Source organism: Treponema berlinense (assembly GCF_052273165.1).
Lineage (GTDB): Bacteria > Spirochaetota > Spirochaetia > Treponematales > Treponemataceae > Treponema_D > Treponema_D berlinense_A.
This window is the reverse complement of sequence record NZ_DAVZIU010000004.1, coordinates 1-26,454: the sequence shown is the minus strand read 5'-3', so window position 1 is coordinate 26,454 and position 26,454 is coordinate 1. Positions and strand designations below refer to the sequence as shown.

Annotated in this window: 19 protein-coding genes; 8 read left to right on the top strand and 11 right to left on the bottom strand. The window is 40.2% G+C overall.

Annotated elements, in window-relative coordinates:
• Window positions 1–176: 176 nt before the first annotated feature.
• The 4 genes from ACT6XC_RS02680 to serC form a co-directional block, all read right to left on the bottom strand.
• Window positions 177–1,451 (bottom strand): pectate lyase family protein, encoded by a 1,275-nt coding sequence (locus tag ACT6XC_RS02680; RefSeq protein WP_443740698.1) that lies wholly within the window; start codon window positions 1,449–1,451, stop codon window positions 177–179.
• 174 nt (window positions 1,452–1,625) lie between these two features.
• Window positions 1,626–1,934 (bottom strand): thioredoxin, encoded by a 309-nt coding sequence (trxA, locus tag ACT6XC_RS02675; RefSeq protein WP_078930539.1) that lies wholly within the window; start codon window positions 1,932–1,934, stop codon window positions 1,626–1,628.
• A 213-nt stretch (window positions 1,935–2,147) separates the two neighbouring features.
• On the bottom strand, window positions 2,148–3,329 hold the full coding sequence (locus tag ACT6XC_RS02670; RefSeq protein WP_443737400.1) for a phosphoglycerate dehydrogenase: 1,182 nt from the start codon (window positions 3,327–3,329) through the stop codon (window positions 2,148–2,150).
• A gap of 19 nt (window positions 3,330–3,348) precedes the next feature.
• Window positions 3,349–4,473, bottom strand: a complete 1,125-nt coding sequence (serC, locus tag ACT6XC_RS02665) for a 3-phosphoserine/phosphohydroxythreonine transaminase (RefSeq protein ID WP_443740697.1) — start codon at window positions 4,471–4,473, stop codon at window positions 3,349–3,351.
• A 348-nt stretch (window positions 4,474–4,821) separates the two neighbouring features.
• Between serC and sppA the strand changes: the two genes are divergently transcribed.
• Window positions 4,822–5,661, top strand: a complete 840-nt coding sequence (gene sppA / locus ACT6XC_RS02660; RefSeq protein WP_443740696.1) for a signal peptide peptidase SppA — start codon at window positions 4,822–4,824, stop codon at window positions 5,659–5,661.
• A 21-nt stretch (window positions 5,662–5,682) separates the two neighbouring features.
• Here sppA and ACT6XC_RS02655 read toward each other — a convergent pair whose 3' ends face one another.
• Both ACT6XC_RS02655 and ACT6XC_RS02650 read right to left on the bottom strand, forming a co-directional pair.
• Window positions 5,683–6,294 carry a redox-sensing transcriptional repressor Rex gene (locus tag ACT6XC_RS02655; protein WP_443737397.1) on the bottom strand — a complete coding sequence of 204 codons (612 nt, stop codon included), beginning with the start codon at window positions 6,292–6,294 and terminating at the stop codon, window positions 5,683–5,685.
• Between the two features lie 15 nt (window positions 6,295–6,309).
• Window positions 6,310–7,020, bottom strand: coding sequence for a rhomboid family intramembrane serine protease (locus ACT6XC_RS02650; protein WP_443740695.1), 711 nt, complete (start codon window positions 7,018–7,020; stop codon window positions 6,310–6,312).
• Window positions 7,021–7,099: 79 nt separating this feature from the next.
• Between ACT6XC_RS02650 and ACT6XC_RS02645 the strand changes: the two genes are divergently transcribed.
• On the top strand, window positions 7,100–7,369 hold the full coding sequence (locus ACT6XC_RS02645; RefSeq protein WP_443737395.1) for an ACT domain-containing protein: 270 nt from the start codon (window positions 7,100–7,102) through the stop codon (window positions 7,367–7,369).
• Between the two features lie 131 nt (window positions 7,370–7,500).
• Here the strand turns inward: ACT6XC_RS02645 and ACT6XC_RS02640 are convergent, their stop codons facing one another.
• The 3 genes from ACT6XC_RS02640 to uvrC form a co-directional block, all read right to left on the bottom strand.
• Window positions 7,501–8,286, bottom strand: coding sequence for a hypothetical protein (locus ACT6XC_RS02640; protein ID WP_443740694.1), 786 nt, complete (start codon window positions 8,284–8,286; stop codon window positions 7,501–7,503).
• Window positions 8,287–8,362: 76 nt separating this feature from the next.
• Window positions 8,363–9,118, bottom strand: a complete 756-nt coding sequence (locus ACT6XC_RS02635; protein ID WP_443737393.1) for a class I SAM-dependent methyltransferase — start codon at window positions 9,116–9,118, stop codon at window positions 8,363–8,365.
• A 234-nt stretch (window positions 9,119–9,352) separates the two neighbouring features.
• Window positions 9,353–11,353: an excinuclease ABC subunit UvrC gene (uvrC, locus tag ACT6XC_RS02630; RefSeq protein ID WP_443740693.1), complete on the bottom strand. Its 2,001-nt coding sequence runs from the start codon at window positions 11,351–11,353 to the stop codon at window positions 9,353–9,355.
• A gap of 10 nt (window positions 11,354–11,363) precedes the next feature.
• Between uvrC and ACT6XC_RS02625 the strand changes: the two genes are divergently transcribed.
• Both ACT6XC_RS02625 and ACT6XC_RS02620 read left to right on the top strand, forming a co-directional pair.
• Window positions 11,364–12,878, top strand: coding sequence for a hypothetical protein (locus ACT6XC_RS02625; protein WP_443740692.1), 1,515 nt, complete (start codon window positions 11,364–11,366; stop codon window positions 12,876–12,878).
• A gap of 32 nt (window positions 12,879–12,910) precedes the next feature.
• Window positions 12,911–14,770: a tetratricopeptide repeat protein gene (locus ACT6XC_RS02620; protein ID WP_443740691.1), complete on the top strand. Its 1,860-nt coding sequence runs from the start codon at window positions 12,911–12,913 to the stop codon at window positions 14,768–14,770.
• Here ACT6XC_RS02620 and ACT6XC_RS02615 read toward each other — a convergent pair.
• Together ACT6XC_RS02615 and murJ are read right to left on the bottom strand one after the other, a co-directional pair.
• Window positions 14,767–15,912: a M24 family metallopeptidase gene (locus ACT6XC_RS02615; RefSeq protein WP_288517618.1), complete on the bottom strand. Its 1,146-nt coding sequence runs from the start codon at window positions 15,910–15,912 to the stop codon at window positions 14,767–14,769. The two genes, ACT6XC_RS02620 and ACT6XC_RS02615, sit on opposite strands and share 4 nt — an antisense overlap.
• 87 nt (window positions 15,913–15,999) lie before the next feature.
• Window positions 16,000–17,694, bottom strand: coding sequence for a murein biosynthesis integral membrane protein MurJ (gene murJ, locus ACT6XC_RS02610; RefSeq protein ID WP_443740690.1), 1,695 nt, complete (start codon window positions 17,692–17,694; stop codon window positions 16,000–16,002).
• A gap of 124 nt (window positions 17,695–17,818) precedes the next feature.
• Between murJ and ACT6XC_RS02605 the strand changes: the two genes are divergently transcribed.
• The 4 genes from ACT6XC_RS02605 to ACT6XC_RS02590 form a co-directional block, all read left to right on the top strand.
• Window positions 17,819–19,597: an adenylate/guanylate cyclase domain-containing protein gene (locus tag ACT6XC_RS02605; protein ID WP_443737387.1), complete on the top strand. Its 1,779-nt coding sequence runs from the start codon at window positions 17,819–17,821 to the stop codon at window positions 19,595–19,597.
• On the top strand, window positions 19,576–21,087 hold the full coding sequence (locus ACT6XC_RS02600) for a hypothetical protein (protein WP_443740689.1): 1,512 nt from the start codon (window positions 19,576–19,578) through the stop codon (window positions 21,085–21,087). Before ACT6XC_RS02605 ends, ACT6XC_RS02600 begins: the two co-directional genes overlap by 22 nt.
• Window positions 21,088–21,329: 242 nt before the next feature.
• Window positions 21,330–25,892, top strand: a complete 4,563-nt coding sequence (locus tag ACT6XC_RS02595) for an acyl-CoA dehydratase activase-related protein (protein WP_443740688.1) — start codon at window positions 21,330–21,332, stop codon at window positions 25,890–25,892.
• A gap of 138 nt (window positions 25,893–26,030) precedes the next feature.
• Window positions 26,031–26,454 (top strand): hypothetical protein (locus ACT6XC_RS02590; RefSeq protein WP_443740687.1); only part of this gene is annotated, 424 nt, incomplete at its 3' end.

The following is a 26,454-nucleotide window of genomic DNA, read 5'->3' as shown; positions in this document are numbered from 1 at the left end:
TGCTGCGAGTTTTGTTTGCACAAAACTCGTCGATTATGCAGTGCGCTAAAAAGCGCACGTCCTTGCCTTGCGGCAAGGATAGGAGGGGCGGCGGTTAGCCGTTCCGGAGGAATGAAGCGACAGCGGAACCCCGGATAGCCTGGTTTTTGCAATGCAAAAAGCCGCCCGTATAAAAATTATCTTTCAAATTTCATTAGGTTTCCAGCTCCTACTTTTTTTACTGTTGCTTCATTTAGAGAAGAAGTTTCGTCCAGTCTGTAGTTGTAGTTTATTGCAAATGGTTTTTCTGAAGTCAGGTGCGCTTCAAAATCTTTTGTCTTGTCTACTTTGTCATAGGCGCAGTTTGAGGCGTTGAGCTGAGGAATGTTTCCGCTCTGGTAGAATTTTGAGAATGTCGGGTCTGTTTTTTCAGATTTGTCGTAGTATTTTACGGCTGTCTGCGCGTGTTTTCCGAAAAAGTTGTTTTCTACGACATACATTGAACCAATTCCTGGACCGAGGCTGCTTCCTTTGTTTTCGTTTGTGCCGATGTTGTCAAAATAATTGTTGTAGATGTGCGCGTTTACTCCGCGGCTTCTTGGCATGCGCTGGATTGAATCGTGGAAGTAGTTGTGATGAAGTGTTATTTCGCATTCTTCCGGATTTGAAAATTTGTCGTTTGGACGGATCAGCATTACTTTGTCGTGATTGAAGAATTCGCAGTAAGAAACGGTTATGCATTTTCCTTTTTTAATGTCCAGAAGTCCGTCGTGGTTGAAATTTCTTACAAGGTCTACGCATTTTCCGTCGCTGAAAGTGCAGTGGTCAATCCAAACATTGTTTGCGTTTTCGATATTGATTGAATCGATGCTTGCCTTTGAATCTTTGTTGATTTTTGTGTCGATTTCTGTTGAGCCGTGTGCGTCGTAAAATTCAATATTGCGGATTATTATGTTGTTTACGTTTTTAATCCAAAGTCCGCCGAACTTTAAGCGTGCGTTCTGTTTTCCGACGATTGCCGTGTTTGATGTGACTTTGTAAATAAGGTCGGCGTGTTTTCTTTTTCCGTCGGCTTCAAATTCGTCAAAGTAGCTGTGGTCTGAATCTGAGACTTTTCCATAGCTCAGGTCGATGTCGCCGTCGATTACGATGAGTTTTTTGTCTTCTTTTTGAATTGCTGCGATAAAAGCGTCTGTTTTTTTGTCTGATGTCGGATAAGTTTTGTCGTCAATTAAAATGATTTTTGTGTTTGGAAAAGAAAAATCTCCACAATCAAAAAATCCGTTTGTTTCGGGTTTTTCGCCTGGAATTGAATAAAGTGTCTGTTCTTTTAGGTTTGGATTTTGTTCTGGAGCTGAAGTGTTTTCTGGAATTGAATTGTCTTCGGTCTTGCATGAAGCGCATCCTAGGAAAAATGCAAAAAAAGCCGAAATTCCTGCAATAAATGCAAATGATTTGATAATTTTTTTCATAAAATACCTCGTAAACTAAAAAAATACGTCTTTTTGTACGAGTATTCTTATGAAAATACATTCATAGGTCAATACAAACGCTTTTTTTGCGTTTTTTTTGTATAAAATCATTTTTTAACTGCGGTAATGTTTTGTTTTATTGCCGCAGTTGAGTGAATGTTTTTGAACAGTGTTCTAGCCGAGCATTGAAACCAGTGTTTCTTTTGGAACAAGGCCGATTGAAGTTTTTTCTGGTTTTCCGTTTTTAAAGAGAATTACTGTCGGAATGCTTACGATTCCGTATTCGCGGGAAAGTGATTCTTCCTCATCAACGTTTACTTTGCCGACCTTTATTTTTCCGCTGTATTCTTCTGCAATCTGTGCAACGGTCGGAGCGAGCATTTTGCATGGGCCGCACCAGCTTGCCCAAAAGTCAACAAGAACAGGAATTTCTGATTTTAATACTTCGTCTTCGAAATTGCCTTTTGTGAGTGTGATTTCCATATCTTCCTCCAGTTTTTAATAAAATTGAATGGCTTTTGTTAACTTAAAAATAAGCAGAATTCTCTAAAAAGGAAAGTATATTTTTTTAATTTATATGTAGCTTAGAAATATCGTAAGAAAAAAAATAGTCAAGAATAGTGGGAAGGATTTTAAACCGGAAAATTTCTGTTTATGTAAAGAAATTTTCCGGTTTGTGGCTAATATGCTTAAAAATTATGCGTAAATTGTGCGTACGCTGATTACGGCTTCGCAGTTTTCGAGAAGCTTAAGGCTTTCTTCGCAAACTTTTCCGTCTACGTCAATCATGGCATAAGCGATGTCGCCACGGCTCTGGTCTACGATTCCTGCAATGTTTAATTTTGCATCGCCGAGAATTGTTGTGAATTTAGCAATCATTCCTGGTACATTTTTGTGTGGAATGCAAAGGCGTGTTCCGTTCGCTGGAATCTGAGAGTCGATTGTTGCGCGAGGAAAGTTTACAGAATTTGTGATTGCGCCTGTTTCGAGGAAGTCGCGAAGTTCTTTTACTGCCATAACTGCGCAGTTGTCTTCTGCTTCTGGAGTTGAAGCGCCAAGGTGTGGAAGGCATATTACTTTGTCATTGTTCATTAAGGCTTCGTCAGCAAAGTCTGTCACGTGTGCTGCAACTTTTCCGCTTTCGAGGGCTGCAAGAATGTCTGCGTTGTTTACAAGTCCGCCACGCGCAAGGTTTATGATACGAACTCCGTCTTTCATTGTTTTGATTGACGCTGCGTTAATCATTCCCTTTGTTTCGTCTGTCTGTGGTACGTGGATTGTAATGTAGTCTGCTTTTGCATAGATTCCTTCGAGAGTTTCTGAAACTTTTACGTTAAGGTCGAGGGAAAGAGCGGCCTTTACAGAAAGAAAAGGATCATATCCGATTACGTTCATTCCGAGGGCGATTGCTGTGTTTGCAACCTGCGCACCGATTGCGCCGAGTCCGATTACGCCGAGTGTTTTGCCTTTTAATTCCGGTCCGACAAATTTTGACTTGCCTTTTTCTGCTAAGGCTGCAATTTCATCGCCTTTGCCAGTGAGTTCTGTGTTTACCCATTTGTTCGCTGCTACGACTGGACGACTTGAAATGAGGAGGGCGAGAATTACGAGTTCTTTAACTGCGTTTGCGTTTGCTCCAGGAGTATTGAATACTACTACGCCTTTTTCTGCGAGTTCTTTGCAAGGAATGTTGTTCGTTCCTGCTCCTGCGCGGGCTACGGCCTTTGTATTTTCTGAAAGAGCCATTTCGTGCATGTCTGCTGAGCGTACAAGAATTGCGTCCGGATTGTTGAGTTCTGAAGCTACTTCGTAATTGTCGCGCGGAAAGTTGTTAAGTCCGACTACGCTGATTTTATTTAAGGTTTGAATTTTGAACATTTTATTTCTCCAGTTTTTATTAGTTTTCTGCGGCAAATTTTTTCATAAATTCTACAAGCGCTTTTACGCCGTCAAGGCTCATTGCGTTGTAGATAGAGGCGCGCATTCCGCCTACAAGACGGTGGCCTTTGAGGTTTACAAGACCAGCCGCTTTTGCTTCTTTTACGAATTTGTCGTTGATTTCCTTTTCTTTTGCGAGGCTGGCTTCGTCAGTTGAGCCTGTCGAGTATTTTGTAAGGAAAGGAACGTTCATAAGAGAGCGACTGCCTTTTTCTGTCGTTGCATGGTAGAAGTCAGAATTGTCGAGGAAGTCGTAAAGGTAGTCAGCCTTTTCCTTGTTGCGCTTTAACATTCCTTCTGCTCCGCCATTCTTTTCAATCCAATGGAGAACCTTGTCCAAAACGTAGATTGTGTAACATGGCGGTGTGTTGTACATTGAGCCGTTGTCTGCGTGTGTTTTGTAAGCGAGCATTGTCGGTGTTCCAGGCAGGCAGTCTGTTGGTTCTGGAATCAAGTCTTCGCGGATAATTACAAGTGTAACTCCTGCTGGCGCAAGGTTTTTCTGTGCACCTGCAAACAAAAGTCCGAATTTTGAGACATCGAGAGGTTCAGAAAGAACACAAGAAGAAATATCAGCAACAAGAGGAATATTTCCTGTTTCAGGAATGTATTCGTAATGAGTTCCCATGATTGTGTTGTTCATGCAGATATACGCATAATCGTAGTCGCCTTCGATTTTTTCAACACGTGGAATATAAGAATAATTTTTGTCTTTTGAAGAAGCGATGATGTCAACTTCAACACCGAGTTTTTTTGCTTCGGCCGCAGCTTTTTTTGCCCAGACACCAGTTTCGATGTAAGCCGCCTTTTTATGGTGAATCCCCAGGTTTTCTGCAACCATTGCAAACTGTGTCGAACCGCCACCCTGAACAAAAAGAACCTTGTAATTTTCAGGAACGTTCATCAATTTTCGAATCATAGCTTCTGCATCTTCGATAATCGGCTCGTAATCCTTTGAACGGTGGCTCATTTCCATAACCGACTGACCGCTTCCGTTATAATCGAGCATTTCTGCCGCACATTCTTTTAAAACTTCTTCTGGCAAACATGAAGGACCAGCACTAAAATTGTAAACTCTTGACATTAGTTTCCACCTCATCGTGATTTTTGTTTTTTGGCGTTTCTCTCGCTTGCGCTCGAGCCGGGCTATTCGGGGTTGACATTGGCTTTCGCCAACGCTTTGCGCCCCTACTATCCCTAACGCGGATTGTTGTCTGTGAAAATATTCACAAAAAATCGTACGAAAAGTTTAGGAAAATCTGCGGTTAAAGTCAACAAAAAACAGCAAAAATACTGGTTTTACTGTGAAAAAAATCACAGTAAGGGAAAATTAAAAATCAATGTCAAATTTTGTGTAGCAAACATTTTAAACTTTTTATATGCTGACCTTATTATAAAATTAGTGCGTTGCAACTTTTTATGGAGTGTAAAGATGGCTAGAAAAACGGTCGCAAAACTTGTTATTGACGGTGTTATCGAAGAAAAAAACGAAACCTACAATCAAGAATGGATTCTTGAGCAGATAATGGATATTTCGGAAGACAAGACCAATGCTGGTTTATTGCTTTTTATCGACTCTCCTGGAGGCGGAGTTTACGAATCTGACGAAGTTTTTGAGGCGGTTTTAAAATACAAGAGGGAAACTAAGCGTCCTGTTTATGCGTATTTTGCTTCTCTTGCGGCGAGTGGTGGTTATTACATTGGCTGTTCAGCCGACAAAATTTTTGCAAACAGAAACACTTTGACCGGTTCAATCGGTGTAATTGCCGGACGTTTTGTTGATTTAACCGAACTTATGAAAAAACACGGAATTAAAAGCGAAACTATTCATGCTGGACGCAACAAGGTTATGGGAAGTTTTACCGAACCTGTGACTGAAGAGCAGAAAAAAATCATGCAGTCGGTTGCAGACGAGTGTTACTGTCAATTTACTCAGATTGTAAGCGAAAGTCGTAAACTTGATATTGAAAAAGTTCGTGAACTTGCGGATGGACGCATTTATACGGCAAATCAGGCGAAAAATAGCGGACTTGTCGACGATGTAATGAACTTTGAAGAAGCAAAAAATTTGATTTATACGGAAGTTTTTGGCAATAAAGACTACAAAAAAGACTTGGAAGAATACAAATACAAGCCAAAGCCTTCTCTTATTAAAAAATTTTTAAAGCAAACTTCATTTAACTTTGGAAAACTTGATGCTTTGACGGAAATTGCCTTAAAAAGCGCAAAACTTCCTTTTCCTGCGTTTTATTACGATTCGCAGCGGTTTTAGTTTTTTTCAGTTTTTTGTTTTTTACAGAAGGTTTGCCAGAGATTTTTCCGGAGAGGCGTTTTCCAGCCGGAAATTTTCTGGCACGGTAAGCACGGCGTTTGTGTAGTTTACGATCCCTTTTATGCCGTAGCTTACGAGCCTGTCTGCCATTTTTTGAGCCATTGAGTCGTCAACTGTCAAAATTGCAAATTCTATTTTTTGCTGCCGGATTGTTTTTTCGAGATCGAGAGTTGGAAAAAGCGGAATTTTAGATTTTATAAGTTCTACGCGGTTTTGGTTTGAGTCGAAGCCTGCAACTAGAGCGAAATTTTCGTTTAGAAAGACTGAATTTTCAAGAAAAGCCTGTCCGAGGCTTCCGAGTCCGACTATGCAGCAGTTGTGTTTTTCGCCGCCACTTTTTACAAGGCCAAGATTTTTGTCTATTTCAGTTTTTAAGCATTTTAATTCGTAGCCGTTGCTTTTTCCTGTGTGCAGTTCCAGAAGGGAGATGTCGCGTCTGATTGTCGCTTCGCCCCAGCCGGTAAGTTTTGCAATTTCTGCCGAAGTTATGCGCATTTTTTCTTGTGGCTGTTGCGAAAGCAGGTTTGAAAGTGTGAGAAGTCTTTTTTTTGACGGTAAAGGAAGTTCTTTCATATTTTAATTTTGCTTTTAGAGTTGAATTGTTCCGATTACTGTTTCGTCGCTGTCTTTTTGGGCGGAATTTTTATAGGAATTTTCAGGAGACTGTTGCGCTGTCTGTTTTTTTTGCTGGACTTTTATTCTGGAAGCGGTAGTTTTTTGAGAGCGCGCTGTTTTTGGCGCAACTAAAAATCCAAAAAGCGAACCGCAAAGTCCACCGGCAATGTGCGCAATTGTCGAAACGTTGGAAGCCGACGGAGAAATAAATTCTTTTAGGACAAAAACTGCGATTAAGAGAATAAAACTCAGAGGCAACTGATTTTTTTCGATTGTGCTTATCGAAGCGAGCAAAATAAGCATGAAGGCTATTCCGCTGGCTCCTAAAAGCGAAGACGGAATAAAGCAGGCGTTAATCATTCCTGTTACAAATGCTGTGACTGTCAGCATAAGCGCAATCATTGCCGAGCCATATTTTTCTTCCATAAGAGGTCCGATTAAAAGAATAAATGTGAGGTTTCCGAGAAGATGTGCTGCGTCAATATGACCGAAAACGTGAGTAAAAAGCCTTATGTAACTGAATGGATATAGCCAGTCAAAATTTTTGTTACCGGGAACTGTAAAAAGCAAAGGAATCAGTTTGTGCTTGAAGATAAAATAGTCGGCAAGAAAAATAAATGAGCAAAAAATCGAAAATGTAAGGCTGACAGGTGCGTTGTAAGAAACGCGCAAATGTTTTTTCATATTTAGTTTGTCGGAATTTTAAGACGATGAATTGAGTTTTTTGATTGCCAAGAAACGCCGCTTTTTATAAAATGAAAATATGAATGCTATTATTACAGTTGTTGGAAGTGACAAAGTTGGAATTATTGCTGAAGTAAGCGCATTGCTAGCTCAGCACAAGATAAATATTGCGGATATTACACAGACAATTCTTTCTGGAAATTTTGTAATGATGATGATGGTGAGCCTTGAATCGGCTGACATTTCGATTGACGAGCTGCGCAATGTTTTGAACGAAACAAGCAAAAAAATGCACGTTGAAATCAACATCATGGCGGAAAAAGTTTTTTCGTCAATGAATAGAATTTAGTTTTAAGAGCAAATTTTGCGTTAGCGCTGGTAGCCCCGAAGTTGCGCGGCATTTAGCCGCGCAATGAGCCACGTTGTGGCGAAGGGCGGACATAGCGACCCGAAGCAAAGCGCAGGGGAACGCCCTTTTTTTTAGAAATAGACCCGGCAGCCTGCGCTTATTCCGTTCCAGTTTTTTGTCGGCTTTAAATTTTCTGAATTTCCGACCTCGAGGAGTTTCCAGCCAGCAAAAATTTCGTAGCGTTGAAGAAAAATTCCTGCCGAAAGAAGAGAATCGCGCAAATAGACGTTTTCGGCAAATTCTTGCCAGCAGAATTTCCATTGGAATCCGAGCGGTTTTAAAGGATAAAAGCGAAAATCCATTCCAAGCGCAAGTCCGTTGCTTTTTAAAACTTCGCTTATATTGCCGTACCATCTTGACCATTGGACAATTCCCGTAATCGTGATTAAATTTGACTGCAAGATTGAAAGTTGGGCGCCAAGGCGAATGTTTCCGTAAGTTTCGTCAAAAAAATTGTCCTGTTCCGAGATTATAAGGTTTTCAAAATAAGGACCAATAATCGGAAAAAAAAGTCCTTCAAAACAAAATTCGTTACCTGTTCCCAAATCTGCCAGATAAAAAAACGAATCTGAGGCTGAATATCGGTTTGATTTTGTTTTTGCTTCGGGATTTGTTTCTGTTTCCGCCCATTTCATGTAGGTTAAATTTTCGTATTTGTATGGAAATGAGGTGTAGCGCACCGTAAAATTGTTGTAATACCAGAAAACTCCAGCGATTTTTGCTAAAAAAACGATTAGCGAATTGTCTTCTGACTCTGAACTGGAAGTGCTGACAGTTTTTTCTTCTTTCTGTACTTCTGTTTCCGAGCGTGAAGACTCAACTGCCGAACTTAATTCTCCCGAAAAAGCAGGCTGCAATTGGGAGGTAAAAAATATAGCAATGAACAGAAGAGATATAAAATTGTTTTTGTAAAATTTAAAAAACTTTTTCATTTTATTTTTTTGCCACGATTACCATTGTCCGGGCTTTTTCGTTGTAAGGGCTAAAATCAAAATCCCCGTAAACTTCCACTGAACTAAAGCCAATTCCTGTCAAAATCCGCTTTAACTCGATTCCAGAATATAATCTCTGCACAAACTCGTGTTCCATTCTTTGACCGGTTTTATTGTCGATTAAAATCCATTTTGAGCGGAGACCTTCCCAGGCTCCTTCGACGTGAAATTCTGTCAAAACTGTTTTTCCAGCACGTTCAAACCATTCTCCTTCGGTAAAATACAGGATTGCAGTTTCTCGGCTCAAATTTTCCAAAATAAACCAGCCACCGTCTTTTAAACTTGAATAAATATTCTGTAGAATTTTAACGTCTTCTTCGATTGTGTCGCAGTAACCGAACGATGTATACAAATTTATCGCGCAATCGAATTTTTTGTCGGACGAAAAACTGCGCAAATCTGCTTTTACGAGGTTGAGTTTTACGTTTTCGTCTTCGGCTGTTTCTTTTGCGGCATCGAGCTCGCTTTGAATTATGTCAACTCCTGTTACTTCCATTCCGAGCAATGCCAGTTCAACGCTGATTCTTCCAGGTCCGCAGCCAGCGTCCAAAATTGCGCTTCCTTTTTTTAAACCGGCGATTTTGCAGACTGATTCGGCGACTGCCGGAGCTTCCGCCCAACGGTTTGCATCGAACATAATCGGGCCGTAATTGTTCCAAAAATTTTCGTTTTCAAACCACTGTTTTTTTTCTGACATTTTGTCCTCTCCTTTTAAAAGTCTGCAACGCAAACTGTTCGGAATTTTTATTTTTTTGCAAATTTCCTGTTAAGTTTAGGAATTATATCATAAAATTTGAGGAGCTCATATTGTTTTTAAGCCTTGAAAGCGGATTATAGAAAACATTTGTCCGAATTTCCTGCTTTCCGCAATTCCGCTGTCCGCTTCATCCGGCAAAGCCGGACGCTTCGCGTTGCTTCAATCAGGGCTACATTATGGTTCTGCTACTTTTAGATCAAGAGCGGCAGATGCCAGTGCTTTTGTGTACGAATTTTCTTCTCCAGTTGAACTGTAATTTTCGTCGTTTAGTCCCCGGCTTAAAACCATTTTTTTGCTTTTTTTTGCTTCTTTTCGTTGCTGCGCCAGATTTTTCGCAGACAGCAGAATTTCGCTAGCTTCGTCCGCCCTTATGTGCAAAAGTTGCGCAATCTGCGATTCTTCGGTTTTTGCAAGGTTTTCGATTGTCGTAAAAGTTTTTAGAAGCAATTTTTCTCTTTTTTCGCCAACATGTGGCAAAGACGAAAAAATGCTCACTGTATTTTCTTTTGTTCTTAAAGTCTGGTTTCTGCTGGTTGCAAAACGGTGTGTTTCATCTCTGACGCGCTGCAAAAGCCTTAGAGCGTCGCTACGTTTTGGAAGGCAGATTGGTTTTGAGGCATGAGGTCTCCATATTTCTTCATCGCGTTTTGCAAGTCCTGCAATCGGAATATCAAGATCAAGTGCCTTTAATATTCCTTCGACTGCGTTTACCTGGCCTATGCCACCGTCTATTAAAATCAAGTCTGGTAAACTTTCATTTTCATTTTTGAGCCGGCTGTAGCGTCTTGTCGCAGCTTCTCGCATTGACGCAAAATCGTCAATTACGCCGTCTGTTGTCTTCAGTCGGAAATATCTGTAATTTTTTTTGTCGGGATTTCCTTTCCAAAAACTTATTAGCGAAGCAACTGGAAATTTTCCGCCAATATGGGCAATATCGAAACCTTCGATTCTGTCTGGAAGCCGTGGAAGTCCGAGAAGTTTTTTCAATTCTTCAAGGGCTGGCATATCTCCGCGTTCTCTCAGTCTGCGGATAATGTCTTCGTGGGCGTTGTTTTTTGCCATGTTGAGAATTGCCGCGTGCCGTCTGTTTTCGGCAGAAAAACGCCTGTCGTCCTGAGAACATTTTACCGTCACAAGCTTTGTTTTCGGTTTTTGAGTCTGTTTTTCGTCCGACTTAAAATTTTCCAGCCATTCCCCCAAAACCTTCGAATTGTCTTCTTCGGAAACAAAAACTGAAGGCGGTAAGTCTTCCTCATTTGAATAATATGCGGCTGCAAATTCTTCAAGAAGCTCATCGTCATCTGCAATGCTTTCTACCCGGAAATTGTCGCGTCCGAGCATTTTTCCGCCACGGATTTTTAAGACGGTAAAACTTACGAGTTCGCCTTCGCGCCAGTGAGAAATGTAGTCGCGATCATCCATCGAAACAAAATCTTCGACAAGATTCTGGTTTTGCATGACGGTCAAAGCGCGCAGTCCGTCGCGAATTCTTGCAGCTTTTTCAAAATTGAGCGAAGCGGCAGCGGCTTTCATAATTGATGTCATTTTTGCGGTGGTTTCATCACCTTTTCCCTCAAGCAGGGACTTTATTTCTTCGATAAATTCATTGTAGGAATCTTTATCAATTTTTCCGCAACAAGGCGCTTTGCAACGGCCGATGTGGTAATACATGCAGGGAGCAGTTCTTTTTTTGAATGTCCGGCAATGTCTTACGGGATAAACTTTGTAAAGTGTTTCTATAAAAGTTTCAAGGGCACCTGAATCAGGATACGGTCCGTAATAAATTGAGCCGTCTTTTTTGATTTGCCGTGTCTTGAAAAGCCGCGGAAATTCTTCGTTCGTAATTTTTAGCGAAGGATAGGATTTTCCGTCTTTTAGTTGAATATTGTAACGTGGCGAATATTTTTTTATAAGGTTGTTTTCGAGAAGAAACGCCTCGTATTCGTTTGACGTGGTTATGTATTCAATCGAACTTGCGTTTGACACCAAAAGTTGAACTTTGATGTGCCGTTCGCCGGAAAAATACGAAGAGAGACGGTTTTTTAGGTTTTTGGCTTTGCCGACATAAATGACAGATCCTTTTTCGTTTCGCCATAAATATACACCGCTGGAGGAAGGTGCTTTTAGTGCGGTTTCGTGAAGAATTTCATAAGCCGGATTAACTGAAGTATTCATTATGAGTTTTATGAAAAAAAATATATTAAAATTAAGTTTAGCATATTTTGCTTCGGCTTTTGTACTTGTGTCAACAGCCACCGCTTCAGAAAAGACCTTGGTTCTTGGCGGAAAAAACGGCTGGAATGATTTTCTTGTAAAAAAAGGAATAACTACAGGACAGGGACGTTTTGGTTTTGATGCTGTTCAGCTTTCTTCTCAAACTCAAACTTCCGACAAAGATACAGAACTTCTTTTACTTTTTGAAAACGGAAAAATTTCGGATTTTGATGGAAAAGGAAATTACAGAATAATGGAAAACAATCTTTTGCCTGTAAAAGACGCCGCAAAGGGAAATGGAGCCGCTTTAAGCCGCGGAGATAAAAAAGGTTTGGTTTTAAAAAAAGATAAATCGCCACTTTCTGGAAGCTATGTTCCTGGAAGTTCATTTTCGGTCGAATTCTGGATTTCGCCGTCGCTTGCAGAAAATGGCGAAAAAATTTATTCATGGCAGACTTCAATAAATTATTCAAAATACACAGATTTTCAGACAGTGAGCGCTGTTTTTTTGAATAATCGGATTGAATGGAGATTTTTAAATGTATTTCCGGGACTTTCAGAACGCGAAGTTGTCTTAAAAGGCTTAACTCCGGTAATTCCTCAAAAATGGAGTCGTCATACAGTAAGTTTTGATGAAGAAACTGGCTGTCTTGAATATCTTGTTGACGGAAAAACAGAAGACATAAAATTTATAACTTCGACACGTCACGAAAGCGGAACCGTCTGCACTCCAGTTATCGGAAAAAATTCAACAATCGAAATCTGTCCTTCTTTTACTGGAAAAATAGACAGCGTATGTATAAAAAATGCCGCTTACAAAGGCGATGAGAATATTCTTGTAAGCGGAAACGAAGCGTTTAAGGCGGAAGGCGGACGTTTTGAAACAAGGTCAATTCTTGTAAGCCGCGCCTCAAGTTTTGACAGCCTTGAAGGAATCGTAAATGTTCCTGCTCAGACCGAATTGAAATTTTTTGTGCGTGCTGGCGACAATTGCTACGGGTGGACAGAAAATTATCCTGAATGGAAAGAAATTTCGCTGGACGAAAAAATAGAAGGCGTTAGAGGACAATATTTTCAAATTGCTTCCGAACTTTTGCCAGACGGAAATTGCCAGCAAACTCCGAAAATTACGGAATTAACTGTAAAATATACAGAACCTGAAACTCCGCTCCCTCCGTTTTTTGTAAAGGCAGTTCCTGGCGACGGCGAAGTTACTTTAAGCTGGCGTTTTTCGATTGATGACAATGCCGGCGGTTACTATGTTTATTACGGCTCAAAACCAGGAGAATATCTTGGCAGGGCTGCAATTGAAGGCGTTTCTCCAGTGAATGCAGGAAATTCAACTTCAATTACGCTGACAGGCCTTAACAACGGAACGATTTACTATTTTGCGGTTTCGACATACTCAAAACTGGACGAAAACATAAACGGCGAACTTTCCAATGAAGTTTTTGCCCGTCCGTCAAAACGGCTTGCAAAAAAATAGATTCCGCTGACTTAACTGACTGGAGAAGATTTATGGTTCAAAATCAACTTTTGCTTTCGAGAGCACGTTCTGCAACCTTGGCACGAGATTTTGATCTTGCCACACGCCTTTATCGCCAGCTTTTGCGAAAAGACAGAAACAACGTTGAACTTTTAAAACAACTTGGAAACCTTTACATGAAAAGCGGCAGGGATGACCTTGCTCTTCCTGTTTTTAAAAATATAGTCGAGCTTTCAAAAGACGATTTTGATTCTTTAATTACTCTTGGTGGAATTTACCGGCGCTTAAAAATGTACGAAGATTCAATCGCCATCCTCGAACAGGCTTTGATTTTTGACAGCAACAATCCTCAGGTTTCGTACAATCTTGGTTTTACCTACAAAATTATGGGCGATACAGAAAATGCAATCGATTGTTTTGAAGACACGATTGAAATGAATCCGGAAGATGTTCTTGCATACAATCATCTTGGGACGATTTATGCTCAAAAAAACGAACATGAAAAAGCCGTCCAATGGTATTTGCGCGGTCTGAATGTCGACACAAATCATCCTGTCCTTCTATTAAATATTGCAAAAAGTTACGAAGAACTCGGTGATTACAAAAAGGCCTGCGAAGCATATTCCAGGGCTTTGCGTTCAAAACCGCTTTGGAATGATGCAGTCGGCGGATTTTCGCGTCTTCTCGTAAAAATAAATCGCGCTCCCGAAGCGCACGAACTTGTAAAACGTGCTTTGTCGGTTAACCCGAATGACGAAATTCTCGAAGAAAATCTAAAATATGTGGAAAAATTTGTTGAAAAAAGCAAAGATGATGAAAATCTAAACGAAAATAAAATTCAGCCAGAAAATCAAGAATCTGCTTCAGTAGAATTAAATTTAAACGGCGAAAAATCTGATTTTGAAGAAGAAAATTCAGACGAAGAAAATGCTGGAATTCAGGCGGAAATTGAATCTGAACAGATCGAAGAAAATTTTACGGAAGAAAAAACAGAAGATGAAACTTTTGCGGAAGCAGAGGATGAAGAGGATGAAAACGAAGAAAACGAAGAAAATTCTAGCCTTGACGAATTAAAACTCGGGGATGATGAAAATTTCGATTTTGAAACTTTTGGTCAGGAAAATTTTGAAGATTTAGAAGATGAATACATTCCAGAACTTGAAGAAGATGAACCGGAATTGACGGAAGAAAAACAAAATCTGTCAGAAGAACTTCCTCAGAAAATCCAGCAAACTGCAGACTTAAAACCTTCAGAACCTCTGACCTCAGAAAAATTGCCGGAACTTGAAAGTTTTGACAGAGAAACACAAAATCTTCCGGAACTTGAAAGTTTTGGCGGAGAAACGCAAAATCTTCCGGAACTCGAAAATTTTGGCGGAGAAACACAAAATCTTCCGGAACTTGAAAGTTTTGGCGGAGAAACACAAAATCTTCCAGAACTTGAAAATTTTGACGGAGAAACACAAAATCTCCCGGATGGAATTTCTGTTTTTTCTCAAGACTTAAAAGCTTTTGAATCGTTTGATTTTCTTGAACCAGAACTCGTCGAAGAACTTCCTCAAAATCCAAACCTTGCGCTTTTTATAAAACTTCGTGAACTTTTGGAATTCTTGCCAGAAGAAAAAAGACGCGAATTTCAGACTAGCGAAACCCGCATTCTCCTTGATTTTGTTATTTCCCGGCTTTCGGGCGAAAAAGGTCTTTTTGAAAAGGCAAATGAACTTATTAAAAGCGGTTTTGTTCAGCCTTCCAGACAAAAAATCGGACAAAATTCATCTTCTCGACAACTTTTGTCCGACGGTTTTGAAATCGTAAAGGAACTTTTAAACAAAATTCCAGATAAAAATCTTGTTTACGCAATGGAAAATCTACTCAAAAAAATTCCTTTTTAACGGTAAATAATCTTGCTGTGCGTAATTACTTCGTTTCCGTTTTCGGTAACAAGAACGTCATTTTCTAGACGTACGCCACCAAGTTTTGAATCGTAAAGTCCAGGCTCAAGAGTGACAATCATTCCTGGTTTAAAAACAAGGTCGTCGGTCTGTTTTGCACTTACACGTGGAAATTCATGGATTTCGAGACCGATTCCATGTCCCAAAGTGTGTGGCATTTCGCGCTTTGCTTTTTTGAAAACTTCGTCAGCAACAAGACCTGCCATTTTGATTTTTTCTCCGTTTTTATAGTAAGGCAGAGCTTCTTTTGCGGCTTTTTCTACAAGTTCAACGAGTTTTTTCTGTTCATCGGTTGCATCTTTTACAACTGTGAGCGTAGTGTCGGAAGTGTAGCCTTCAAAAACAACTCCAAAATCAAGAATTGAAAGCCCTTTGCCAGGCCATGGAGCGCTCGTGTAACCTGGAAAAGCATGAATTGCAAAACTTCTTGAAGAACCAGCGGCCAAAGTGTCAAAACCGTTTCTTTCGCAGCCGTTGAGCCTCAATTCTCGTTCAATTAAAAGCGAAACGTCCATTTCTGTTTTGATAGAGCCGTCATCAATTCCATTTTCGATTTTTTCGATTATCAGGTCGCCAACTCTTGCTGCTTCTTTTGTGCATTCGATTTCGTATTCATCTTTGCAGGCGCGCAGAGAGAGCACAAAGTCATGAACGGAATTTTCTCTGCACAAAACGTCCCAGCCTTGCAGTGCATCTACGTACTTTAAAAACAGAGGATACGGAGTTGCAGGCGAAACTTCAACTTTGAGGCGCGGATCATTTTTTTTGAAGGACTTTAAAATTTCCCGAACGGCTTCAATGTTTTTTCTGTCATATTTATTATATGGAACAATTTTAACGTCGACGCTCCGCTCTTTTGCAAGATTTTCGTCCCAGGGAACGAGAGCGTTTTTTCCGTCGCTAGAACAAATCCACAGCGCGTCCGAAGGATGTCCGGTAAAATATCGGACGCTCAAATCTCTACGTCCTTCGGTGTCCTCAAAAACTGCTGCAGTGATTTTGTTTTCTTTCATAAACGCAAAAAGTTTTTCACGTCTGGCAGCATATATTTTTTTTAATTCATCTTTTGTGTAATTTTTCATTTAGAATTATCTCCCTAAATCAAATTGTATTTTAGCATAAATTTTATTTTTGTTCGGACGGCTTGTTTTCTGGCCGATTTTTTCAAGTTATTTTTTTACTTTTTTTAGAACCATATTTTTAGCACTTGCAAGCACAGGATCTTTTGTTATAAGCAAAAGTAAAATTCCTGCAAAAGCAAAAACTATTGCCGTCAAAACTACAGTTCCTCCAAATTCTACAAGTCTTCCGCGGCCTGCAAAAAAAGCAGATGTTGCGTTTTTTACGAGGAATGCCGGAACTGCGGCAATTATCGAAAGAACTGCCATTTTTATCGAATACAAAATTGTTCCGCCGACAACGGCTTTTACGTCAATCTGTTTATTTTTTTTAAGAAAAACAAACAGCAGAACGGAATTTGCAAGGCTTCCGAGGGTGAGTGCTAGAGCGATTCCGCCTCCGCTCATAGGTTTTATCAAGATAAGCGCAAAAATCATATTTATTGCAAGTCCCAGAATTCCTGCCAGAGTAGGGGATTTTGTGTTTCCCTGTGCATAAAAAGCAGGAGCGACAACTCTGTTCATTGCAATAAAAAAAAGTCCCGCAATATGAAAGCGAAATGCCGTAAGAGTAAGCTGGACTGATTCATCATTAAAATTTTTCGATTTATAGACAAGAGAAATGATTTCTTTGCCGCACACAAGCGAATAAAAAGTTACTGGAATCGAAATCAAGGCAATAATTTTAATCGCTTGCGAAAGAAGCCTGTTGAAATTCTCCCATTTTTGTGTTTTTGCAAGTCCACTCAAATCCGGCAAAATTACGGTTCCAATCGAAACAGCAAAAATTCCCAGAATCAATTCCTGAAGACGCAGACTGTACTGGAGAGAAGAAACAATTCCTGTTCCTGCTTTTCCCGCAAGAGCCGTCGAAATCACATCATTCAGCTGATAAGCAGCCATTCCAATCACTGTCGGACCTATAAGCGCGATAACTTTTTTAGTGCCAGGATTTTTAAACGCTTTTTTGAGTGAAGTAAAATGGCAAAACCAACCTGTTTTTATTACAAAAGGAAGTTGAAAAATTGCCTGAACACAACCGCCAATCAAAACTCCAAACGACATTGCGCGTGCTGCCATTTGTGCTCGAAGTTCAGCATCGGCGACATTTTTTGTAAGAAGCGGAGTAAAAATATAAGTGCAGGCGATTACGATCGAGTTAAAAAGAACTGGAGTAAAACCAGAAGGACTGAAAATTTTTACGCCATTTAAAATTCCCTGAAAAAAAGCCGCAACCGAAATTACAAAAAGGTAAGGGAACATTATTCTTGTAAGAAGAACTGCTTCCGCCGTCAAAACAGAATCCGACGCGTCTAAAAAAAGCGGAATAATCAGCGGAGAAAATGCGATTCCAAGAATTACAACAACGGTTGTACAAAAACTTATGAGCGTTATCGTTGAATTTAAAAATTCTTTTGTTTTTTTGAATTCGTCCGAATTTTTTTCAGAAGTTGCAGTATCTTCAAGATAACCGCGAAAAGTTGGAATAAAAGCTACCGAAATTGAGTTTTCGGCAAATAGTCTTCTCAAAAGATTTGGAATCATAAAGGCAATTCCGAATGCGTCCGCAAATTTTGAAGTTCCCAAAAATGAAGCCTTTGTCATTTCGCGGACAAGTCCCAAAATTCTGGAACAAAGCGTAAAAAATGAGAGAGAAAGCCCAGAAGCGAGAAGTGACTTTTTTGTATTTGATTTTTTTTGTTCGGCAGCGATATTTTTTGCCGAAGAATTGTTTTCCGTATTCATATTTATAGAGAATATATTTTTAAATCGGTGTTTGCAATGATGTTTTTTCAATTCGTTTTCTTACGCTATTAGGATTGCGGTTTTAAGATTGCAGTTTTATACTAAAAATTGGAGAAAATCTAAAATGTCCAGAAAACAGTTTTTTCAAAAGGTTGGACAGACGAGAATTGTGCCAATTTCCTTAAAAATTGTCGCAATTTTTACTGTTCTTTTATTGCTTTCAAATTTCACAACAAATACAATCAATTTACTTTTGAGCCAAAAACAGATTATCAATCTAAACAATACGATTATGGTAAGCCAGCTCAAAGATTTGTATTCAGCTGCAGGAAATCAATATCAGATTTTTTCTTTTAATGGCGAAAGACAAACTTGTATTGAAGCGTTAAAGAGCGTTTCAAAAAAAGGTTTTGATTTTCCAAAGAGTTTCGCGGCCGCAATCGACAGGCAGGGAAACATTCTTTTTGAAGTTTATGCTGACGGCACAGAAACAGACGAACAGAAAATTTTTCATTCTCAGCTTGAGGACGCTCAAAAACTGGAAAATGTGAATTCTGCCGAAGCTGAGCAACAGGAAAAAAAAGACTACGGTTTTTTTGACAAAGATGCGCTTGCCCTGATAAATTCGGATTACGAAAACGGAATTTTTGACGGTTCTTTGAATTTTGAGACGGAAAAAGGTTCGTATTTCGGGGTTTACAAATATCAGGAAGACTGGCAGTGTTACTTTATCCGAGGCGAATCCCGTGCAGACACAAATCATTCGACTTTTGTCGTTCTTGCCGTAATTTCGCTTATAATTTTTATTCTTCTAGTTGCCTTTTTAATCATCGGATTTAAGGTTTTTGGAAAAATTCTTGCAAATGTCAAAAAAATCACCAGCAGTCTTTACCAGATGCAGCAAAATCAAAAACTCGAAATAATCGATTTATCTTCTTCCCCAAACGATGACATAACTTATCTTGCGGCAAGTTTTAATTCACTTTCTTCGACAATCAGCAACCTTCTTGGAATTTTTCAGAAATTTGTTTCTAAAGACGTTGTTGCAAAAGCTTATAACGAGCATCAAATTCGGCTTGAAGGAAAACGCCGCAATCTAACGATTTTATTTTCAGACATAAAAAGTTTTACTTACAGAACGGAAACCCTCGGAAACGACATAATCGACCTTTTAAACGTTCATTACGACCGTGTGATTCACGCCGTTCACGAAAACCGCGGAGTAATCGGTTCAATTATCGGAGATGCAATTCTTGCTGTTTACGGAACTGCTTCTTCAAAGAAAAAATCCTTTGAGGCTGTGGAATCGGCCTGGAACATTACAAAACTGACGGCGCAGTTGCGCGAAAAAATGATTCTTCGCCGGACAGAAATCGAAAAAGAACGGACTTTGACCGAAGCCGAAGACCAGGTTTTTAAAGCCGTTTTAATCGACGTTGGAGTTGGAATTGACGGCGGAAACGTCTTTTACGGAAATATCGGCTCAGACGAGCACATGACAAACACTGTAATCGGCGACAATGTAAACTCTGCCAGCCGGCTTGAAGGTTTGACGCGAATTTATCATCTTCCTGTAATCTGCTCAGAATACGTAAAAAACGAAGTTGAAAAATTTTCGGACAAATATACATTCTACGAAATCGACACTGTTCAGGTAAAAGGCAAAACAGAAGGCAAAAAAATATTTTTCCCTGTAAGCCTTGAAGAAGGCGAGCCTGAACTAAAAACAAAATTTGGACTTTTCGAAACCGCGCTTTCTGCCTATTACTCAGGCGACTGGAACTCGGCTCGAAAATCGTTTAAAGACTGCGGACTTGAAGCAGCTCAGGTCTTTTTGGAAAGAATGGGCAAACTCAAGGCTCCTGACGGCTGGATGGGAATATGGACAATGACAACAAAATAAACGAACTTCAGGAAGCTCAAACTCACAAAGAAGTTCAGCTTTTCTTAAAAGACGAATTAAAAAAATTAAGTTATTCAAAAGCAACACAATATGATCTCGAAGAAGAATACGCGCGTACAAAACAGCACAAAAATCGTTCTGTAGTTATAATTCTTTGTGTGTGTGCCGTTGTCGTAAGCCTTTTGGTTGCTGGTCTTACGCTTTTTATCACTTCTCAAAACAGAAAAATCAAGGTGAATATCGATACATTCAGCGATTTAAACCTTCGGGCTCTTCTTAACTCTGCAGGAAGAACAGAATCTCTTTATGCAAGCGCACTTCAGGCAAAAGAAATGCTTGTTTCTCAACGCGATGACGAATTGAACGCAGCCGATCAGAAACGCGAGAATGATTTATACGTTTTGCGAACTGTTTCAAAAGTTTCAAGCAAAGATGCAATTGCCCGAAAAACCTTGCAAATTCAGGAAGAATACAAAAATTCTGTAAAAAACATACGTGAAAAATACGAGTCAGAAATTCAGGCTGCCGACGCAAAAATTGCAGAATTTAAAGAAAAACTTTCTGGCTACGATTCAGAAAAACTCTCTGCAGCCCAGGCAGACGAGGCTGTTCTCGACAGCCAAAAACAGCTCAACGACATACAAATTCGTAACCTCGAAAAAAAATACCAGAATCGCATAAGCGAATTAAAAACCCAGATGATTTTACAGCAGCGAGAAGCCGTAAAACAGCAACGTGAAGCGGTTGAGAACGTCAGAAAAACTTATCAGGCAAAAATCGACCTTCTCGACCCTGATGCTCGTAGCCAGTCTGCGGTTCAAGACAAGATAATTTTAGAAACGGGAATTCCAAAAAATGCGGTATCAACAGCCGCAATCCAGTCCAATTCTCGTTTTGAACCTTCGGAATACCTCTCTCAATTCAAGTCGCCGTCAGAATTTTTTTCTTCTTCCGTAAAAAAGGCGGAGAAGTATCTCGACGACTTAAACACGATTGCCAACCGTTTTTCAACAATCCCGCTCGAAAACACAATCCGCCATTACGTTCCAGCAATGCAGAGGCTGGCTTTTTTGATTACGACAGAACTGGCGCAGGCTCAAAAGCATATGCAGACTCAAATCGACGGCTTAAAAAACGAAATTTCGCAAAAAAATGCTCAGATTTCAGAGTTTCAAGATACTTTTGAAGAAATTTGCCTTTCAGACAAAGCCTTCCCAGCTCAGGCTTGCATAATCAATTCTTCGGACAAGGATAATCTAAAACTTTATGTTGCAAATTCGGCAAAAGACCTTGTTCCGCCAGAAATTCAAACGTTTGATGCGCAAATCCGCGACGGAAAACACACTCTTTGCGAACTTACAGTAACAAAAAACGCCCAAAACTATACCGCCGCTCCAAAAATTACTACAAAAAATTTTAATCCCGACGTACTTTTGGCAGGAGCCCGCGTTTATTTTGTAATTCCGGTGCCAGAAGTTCAAAAAAAATAGAATTTGGACGGCATTTTTTGCTCTAACCTGCTTTCCGCCGTTTCATTCGACAAGTCGAACGCTTCGCGCGGCTACAATCAGGCGTAAGTTTTTTGTAAAAACATTCAAATTCTACTATAAAAGCGGCAAAATTGCCTAATCTGTTGAATTTTCAAAATATAAGTGCTAAATTTATCAGAAGTTTAAAAACTAAAATTTTATAACTTTTCATATATATACATCCGTAAAATTTGAGGTACTTGATGGAACTTTCCAATGTTAAATTTTCTCCTGCATCGACACCAATCCGTATTGGCATCGATGTTGGTTCTACAACTGTAAAAGTCGTTTGTCTTGATCAAAACGATAAAGTAATTTATGGCGATTATCAGCGCCATCGTGCAGATATTCGCAATACAATTATCACGGTTGTTACAAAGGCTCTGGAAGAAGTTGAAAAAAAACTGGGCGAAAACAATACTGTTTCTGTAAAAGTTACAGGTTCAGGCGGTCTTTCTGTTTCCCAGTGGCTTAATATTCCTTTTATTCAGGAAGTAGTTGCGGCTACAACTGCCGTAAAAAAACTCATTCCGCAGACTGACGTTGTAATTGAGCTTGGTGGCGAAGACGCAAAAATTACATATTTTACCGGCGGTGTTGAACAGCGCATGAATGGAACCTGTGCTGGCGGTACTGGAGCTTTTATCGACCAGATGGCAGCTTTGCTCGAAACCGACGCTCCTGGTCTTAACAAGCTTGCAGCTGATTACGAAACAATTTATCCGATTGCTGCGCGCTGCGGTGTTTTTGCAAAAACTGACGTTCAGCCACTCATTAACGAAGGTGCCCGTCGCGAAGACATTGCCGCTTCGATTTTTCAGGCGGTTGTAAACCAGACTATTTCTGGTCTTGCCTGTGGTAAACCAATCCGCGGAAATGTAGCATTTTTGGGCGGACCTCTTCACTTTTTGGATCAGTTGCGTCAGCGCTTTATTGAAACCTTAAAGCTTACTCCAGAAGAGACAATCGTTCCTGAAGATTCTCAGCTTTTTGTTGCTACCGGAGCTGCATATTCTGCCGAAAAAAAACTTTCCTGTGTAGGAGCAGAAACTCCAAAACAGTTTTTGACTATTGCCCAGTTTAAGGACAGCCTTAAAAATCTCAATGGTGCGGAATTGAACGAAGTTCAGCGCCTTGAACCGCTTTTTAAGGACGAAGAGGATTTAAGAATTTTCCGTGAGCGTCATGCAAAGGACAAGGCAAAGCGCGGAAATCTTGCAGATGAACACGGTCCGCTGTTTCTCGGTCTTGATGCTGGTTCAACTACAACAAAAGCCGTTCTCATCAACAAAAAAGGCGAAATTCTCTGGGATTTCTACGATGTAAATGCAGGAAATCCAGTTGAACTTGCTGTCCGCGTTTTAAAAACTCTTTATAAAATTTTGCCGAAAGATTGCTACATTGCACGTTCTGTTTCGACAGGTTATGGCGAAGCGCTTTTCCAGGCGGCTCTCGGAGTTGATGCTGGCGAAGTAGAAACAATTACTCACTATCGCGCTGCGGAATTCTTTGTTCCTGGAGTTGAATTTTTGCTCGACATTGGCGGTCAGGATATGAAATGTCTGCGCATGAAAGACGGCGCAATCACTTCAATTCAGTTAAACGAAGCTTGTTCTGCTGGTTGTGGTTCATTTCTTGCAAATTTTGCAAATTCAATGAACCTCGATATAAAAGAATTTGCTCAAAAAGCTCTTCTTTCTAAAAAACCAGTTGACCTGGGATCCCGCTGTACTGTATTTATGAACAGCCGTGTAAAGCAGGCTCAGAAAGAAGGCGCTACAATCGATGATATTTCGGCTGGACTTTCGTACTCGGTAATCAAAAATGCACTTTTTAAGGTTATAAAACTGCGGCGTGCTTCAGAAATTGGAACAAAAGTTGTTGTTCAGGGCGGAACTTTTTACAACGATGCCGTTCTCCGCGCTTTTGAAAAAATTTCTGGTGTAGAAGTTTTCAGACCGGACGTTGCTGGTTTGATGGGTGCTTACGGTTCAGCCTTGATTGCCTTCGATCAGTGGTGTGATTTGACAGCTCCAAAACCTGGACAGGAAAAAAATTGGATTCCTCCAAAGGTAATTTCAAACATTGCAACTCCAGAACAACTTGATTCATTTAAGGTTGAACTTGAACTTACTCGTTGTGGTGGTTGCCAGAACAACTGTCTTCTTACAATCAATACATTTACCGCAGGAAACGACAAGCGCCAGTTTATTACAGGAAACCGCTGCGAAAAAGGTCTTGAACGCCATAAACTTAAGGACACAAAAACTGTTGACGGTTCAAACAAAGAAAACACTGGCGTTGAAGAATCTTCCATTGAACTTCCAAACCTCTTTGACTGGAAATACAAACGTCTTTTCAACTATTATGTTCCTCTCAAACCAGAAGATGCTCCTATGGGAAGCGTTGGAATTCCTCGTGTCCTCAATATGTACGAAAATTATCCGCTTTGGTTTACGGTTTTCACAAAATTGGGATTCCAGGTAAAACTTAGTCCTCGTTCAAACAAGATGATTTATGAACGCGGAATTGATTCTATTCCGTCTGAATCGGTATGTTATCCGGCAAAAATAAGTCACGGTCATCTCGAGTCTCTCTTAAAAATGGGATGCAAATTCATATTCTATCCTTGTATTCCTTACGAAAAACAGGAAGATGCAGGTGCCGGAAACCATTACAATTGTCCGGTTGTAACTTCTTATCCAGAAGTTTTAAAACACAACCTTGACAACGTAATAAATTCAAAAGATTTGCTCTTCTTAAACCCGTTCTTGCCGATTTACGACAAAACCCGCCTCAAAGAACGCTTTTATGAAGAAATTCACAATTATTATCCGGTTTTGACAGAAAAGCAGGTTTACGATGCCATTGACGCCGGCTGGATTGAACAGGAAAAATTTAAGGCGGATACTCAGGCTGCGGCAGAAGAAGCTCTTGAACAGCTTGTTGTAAGCGGTGGAAACGGAATTGTTCTTGCAGGACGTCCTTATCACCTCGATCCAGAAATCAATCACGGAATTCCAGAAATGATTCACGGACTGGGGCTTGCCGTCTTTACAGAAGATTCAGTTGCGCATCTTGGTTCTGTTGAGCGTCCTCTTCGCATTGTTGACCAGTGGGTTTACCATAACCGCCTTTACCGCGCTGCAAATTTTGTTGCAGGAATGCCAAACCTTGAACTTGTACAACTTACTTCTTTTGGTTGCGGTCTTGACGCTGTAACAGCCGATCAGGTTGATGAAATTATGAAGGCAAAGAGCCGGATGTACACTCTCATAAAGATTGATGAAGGTTCAAACCTTGGTGCAGTAAGAATCCGTATTCGTTCACTTATTGCTGCCGTAAAAGCCCGTCAGCGTTCTCGAAGAAAGGTGACAATAAAATCTTCTGCTTACCAGCGCGTTGTATTTACAGAAAAAATGAAGGACGAATATACAATTCTCTGTCCTCAATTGTCGCCGATTCATATGAGACTTTTGGAAGCGGCATTCAGGTATTCTGGCTACAAACTTGTTGTGCTTGATGCAGTCGATCCAAAAGCCGTAGACGCCGGACTAAAATATGTAAATAACGATGCCTGCTATCCGTCTATTCTTGTTGCTGGACAGATGATGCATGCGCTCGAAAGTGGAAAGTACAATCTCAACAAAACCGCCCTTTTAATTACGCAAACTGGTGGCGGTTGTCGTGCTACAAACTACATCGGTTTTATTCGCCGTGCATTAAACGATGCTGGCTGGGGACAGATTCCTGTAATCTCTCTCAATACAGTTGGACTTGAAAAAAATCCGGGCTTTAAGTTTACTTTGCCACTTGTTCATCGTGCAATGATGGCCGCTTTTATTGGTGACCTTTTTATGCGCGTTCTGTACAGAGTTCGTCCTTACGAAGCTGTTACAGGAAGCGCAGACGCTCTTTATGAAAAATGGAATGGAAAGGTTATAAAACAGTTAAAATCGCTTTCGGTTTTGGGCTATCACAAGATGATCCGCGGAATTGTACGTGATTTTGACAAGCTTCCGATCCTTCCTGTTAAAAAACCGCGTGTTGGTGTTGTAGGAGAAATCCTTGTAAAATTCCATCCGACAGCGAATAACGACCTTGTAAAAGTAATCGAAAATGAAGGCGCAGAATGTGTAATGCCAGATCTTATGGATTTTATCTACTATACAATGGCCGATGGAAAATTCAGACACGAAGAACTCGCATTCCCAAAAAAAGAGGAAAAAAACGGAAAATTGATTATTAAACTGTTGAATTTCTACAGATATTACATAAATCGTTGCCTAAAACGCAGTCGCCGCTTTACAACTCCGACCGACATTTGGGAAATGATGAAATCAGTTGAAGGAATTTGCCAGATTGGAAACATAAGCGGAGAAGGCTGGTTTTTGACCGCAGAAATGATTGAACTTATTCATTCTGGAGCGCCTTCAATTGCCTGTGTACAGCCTTTTGCCTGTCTTCCAAACCACATTACTGGAAAAGGCATGATAAAAGAGTTAAGAAGGCACTTCCCTCAGTCGAATATCAGTGCGATTGACTACGATCCGGGAGCTTCGGAAGTAAACCAGTTGAACCGCGTAAAGCTTTTGCTTTCTAATGCGCCGATTGGAAAAAATCCGGACGAAATGAAAAACGGTAAAATTTGGACTAAAAAAGGTCCAGTTGATCCGATTTTGCAGTATGCTTCTGGCGGAAGTCAGTTTGTTGATGACGATCCTGTCGACGCAAAAAATCTTGTGCCGGCAACAACTGCCGACTAAAAACGCTTGAAATTAAAATTCAGTGCGTCCCCGGCGCTTTGCGCCGGCCGGCTTTTTTTTTTGGGGGGGGGCCAGTTCAGAAGCCGCACCCATATTTTGTCTATGTAACTTTTTTGCTTTTCGTGTTATTTTTTTATAATGAATAAAAAAATTTTTGGTTGCATATTTGTTTTTTTTGCGGGGCTTTGTGCTTTTGCAGATTTTAACAGGTTCAATATTCCCGATTCTGCTGAAATTCGACGTGCAAAGGCTGAGTCCTGGTTTTTTGGTGAGTTGGGGCAGCTTCGTGAGAAAAAATCAGAAATTGAAAAAAATGCTATTGGTCAAGAATTCCAGATTAGAATGGAAGAAACCGATTCGACTTTTGCAGTTGTTGTTGCTCCAAAAACTTTGCTCGAAACTGAAATTTTTACGGAAAAAGGCGTAGAAAAACAGACTGTTGACAATTTTGCCGGGGATTCGTGCGGGGGCTGGGTTCTTGTAAAGGATTCAAAAAACTCAAAACCTTTTTTTTTGAGAATTTATTTTTCGCAAGACAGCGATGAATTTGTGCAGTTTGCGC

Excerpts from the sequence above, each read along its gene's own strand:
- ACT6XC_RS02680 (WP_443740698.1), bottom strand. The coding sequence starts at position 1,451 with ATGAAAAAAATTATCAAATCATTTGCATTTATTGCAGGAATTTCGGCT.
- trxA (WP_078930539.1), bottom strand. The coding sequence starts at position 1,934 with ATGGAAATCACACTCACAAAAGGCAATTTCGAAGACGAAGTATTAAAA.
- ACT6XC_RS02670 (WP_443737400.1), bottom strand. The coding sequence starts at position 3,329 with ATGTTCAAAATTCAAACCTTAAATAAAATCAGCGTAGTCGGACTTAAC.
- serC (WP_443740697.1), bottom strand. The coding sequence starts at position 4,473 with ATGTCAAGAGTTTACAATTTTAGTGCTGGTCCTTCATGTTTGCCAGAA.
- sppA (WP_443740696.1), top strand. The coding sequence starts at position 4,822 with ATGGCTAGAAAAACGGTCGCAAAACTTGTTATTGACGGTGTTATCGAA.
- ACT6XC_RS02655 (WP_443737397.1), bottom strand. The coding sequence starts at position 6,294 with ATGAAAGAACTTCCTTTACCGTCAAAAAAAAGACTTCTCACACTTTCA.
- ACT6XC_RS02650 (WP_443740695.1), bottom strand. The coding sequence starts at position 7,020 with ATGAAAAAACATTTGCGCGTTTCTTACAACGCACCTGTCAGCCTTACA.
- ACT6XC_RS02645 (WP_443737395.1), top strand. The coding sequence starts at position 7,100 with ATGAATGCTATTATTACAGTTGTTGGAAGTGACAAAGTTGGAATTATT.
- ACT6XC_RS02635 (WP_443737393.1), bottom strand. The coding sequence starts at position 9,118 with ATGTCAGAAAAAAAACAGTGGTTTGAAAACGAAAATTTTTGGAACAAT.
- uvrC (WP_443740693.1), bottom strand. The coding sequence starts at position 11,353 with ATGAATACTTCAGTTAATCCGGCTTATGAAATTCTTCACGAAACCGCA.
- ACT6XC_RS02625 (WP_443740692.1), top strand. The coding sequence starts at position 11,364 with ATGAAAAAAAATATATTAAAATTAAGTTTAGCATATTTTGCTTCGGCT.
- ACT6XC_RS02620 (WP_443740691.1), top strand. The coding sequence starts at position 12,911 with ATGGTTCAAAATCAACTTTTGCTTTCGAGAGCACGTTCTGCAACCTTG.
- ACT6XC_RS02615 (WP_288517618.1), bottom strand. The coding sequence starts at position 15,912 with ATGAAAAATTACACAAAAGATGAATTAAAAAAAATATATGCTGCCAGA.
- murJ (WP_443740690.1), bottom strand. The coding sequence starts at position 17,694 with ATGAATACGGAAAACAATTCTTCGGCAAAAAATATCGCTGCCGAACAA.
- ACT6XC_RS02605 (WP_443737387.1), top strand. The coding sequence starts at position 17,819 with ATGTCCAGAAAACAGTTTTTTCAAAAGGTTGGACAGACGAGAATTGTG.
- ACT6XC_RS02600 (WP_443740689.1), top strand. The coding sequence starts at position 19,576 with ATGGACAATGACAACAAAATAAACGAACTTCAGGAAGCTCAAACTCAC.
- ACT6XC_RS02595 (WP_443740688.1), top strand. The coding sequence starts at position 21,330 with ATGGAACTTTCCAATGTTAAATTTTCTCCTGCATCGACACCAATCCGT.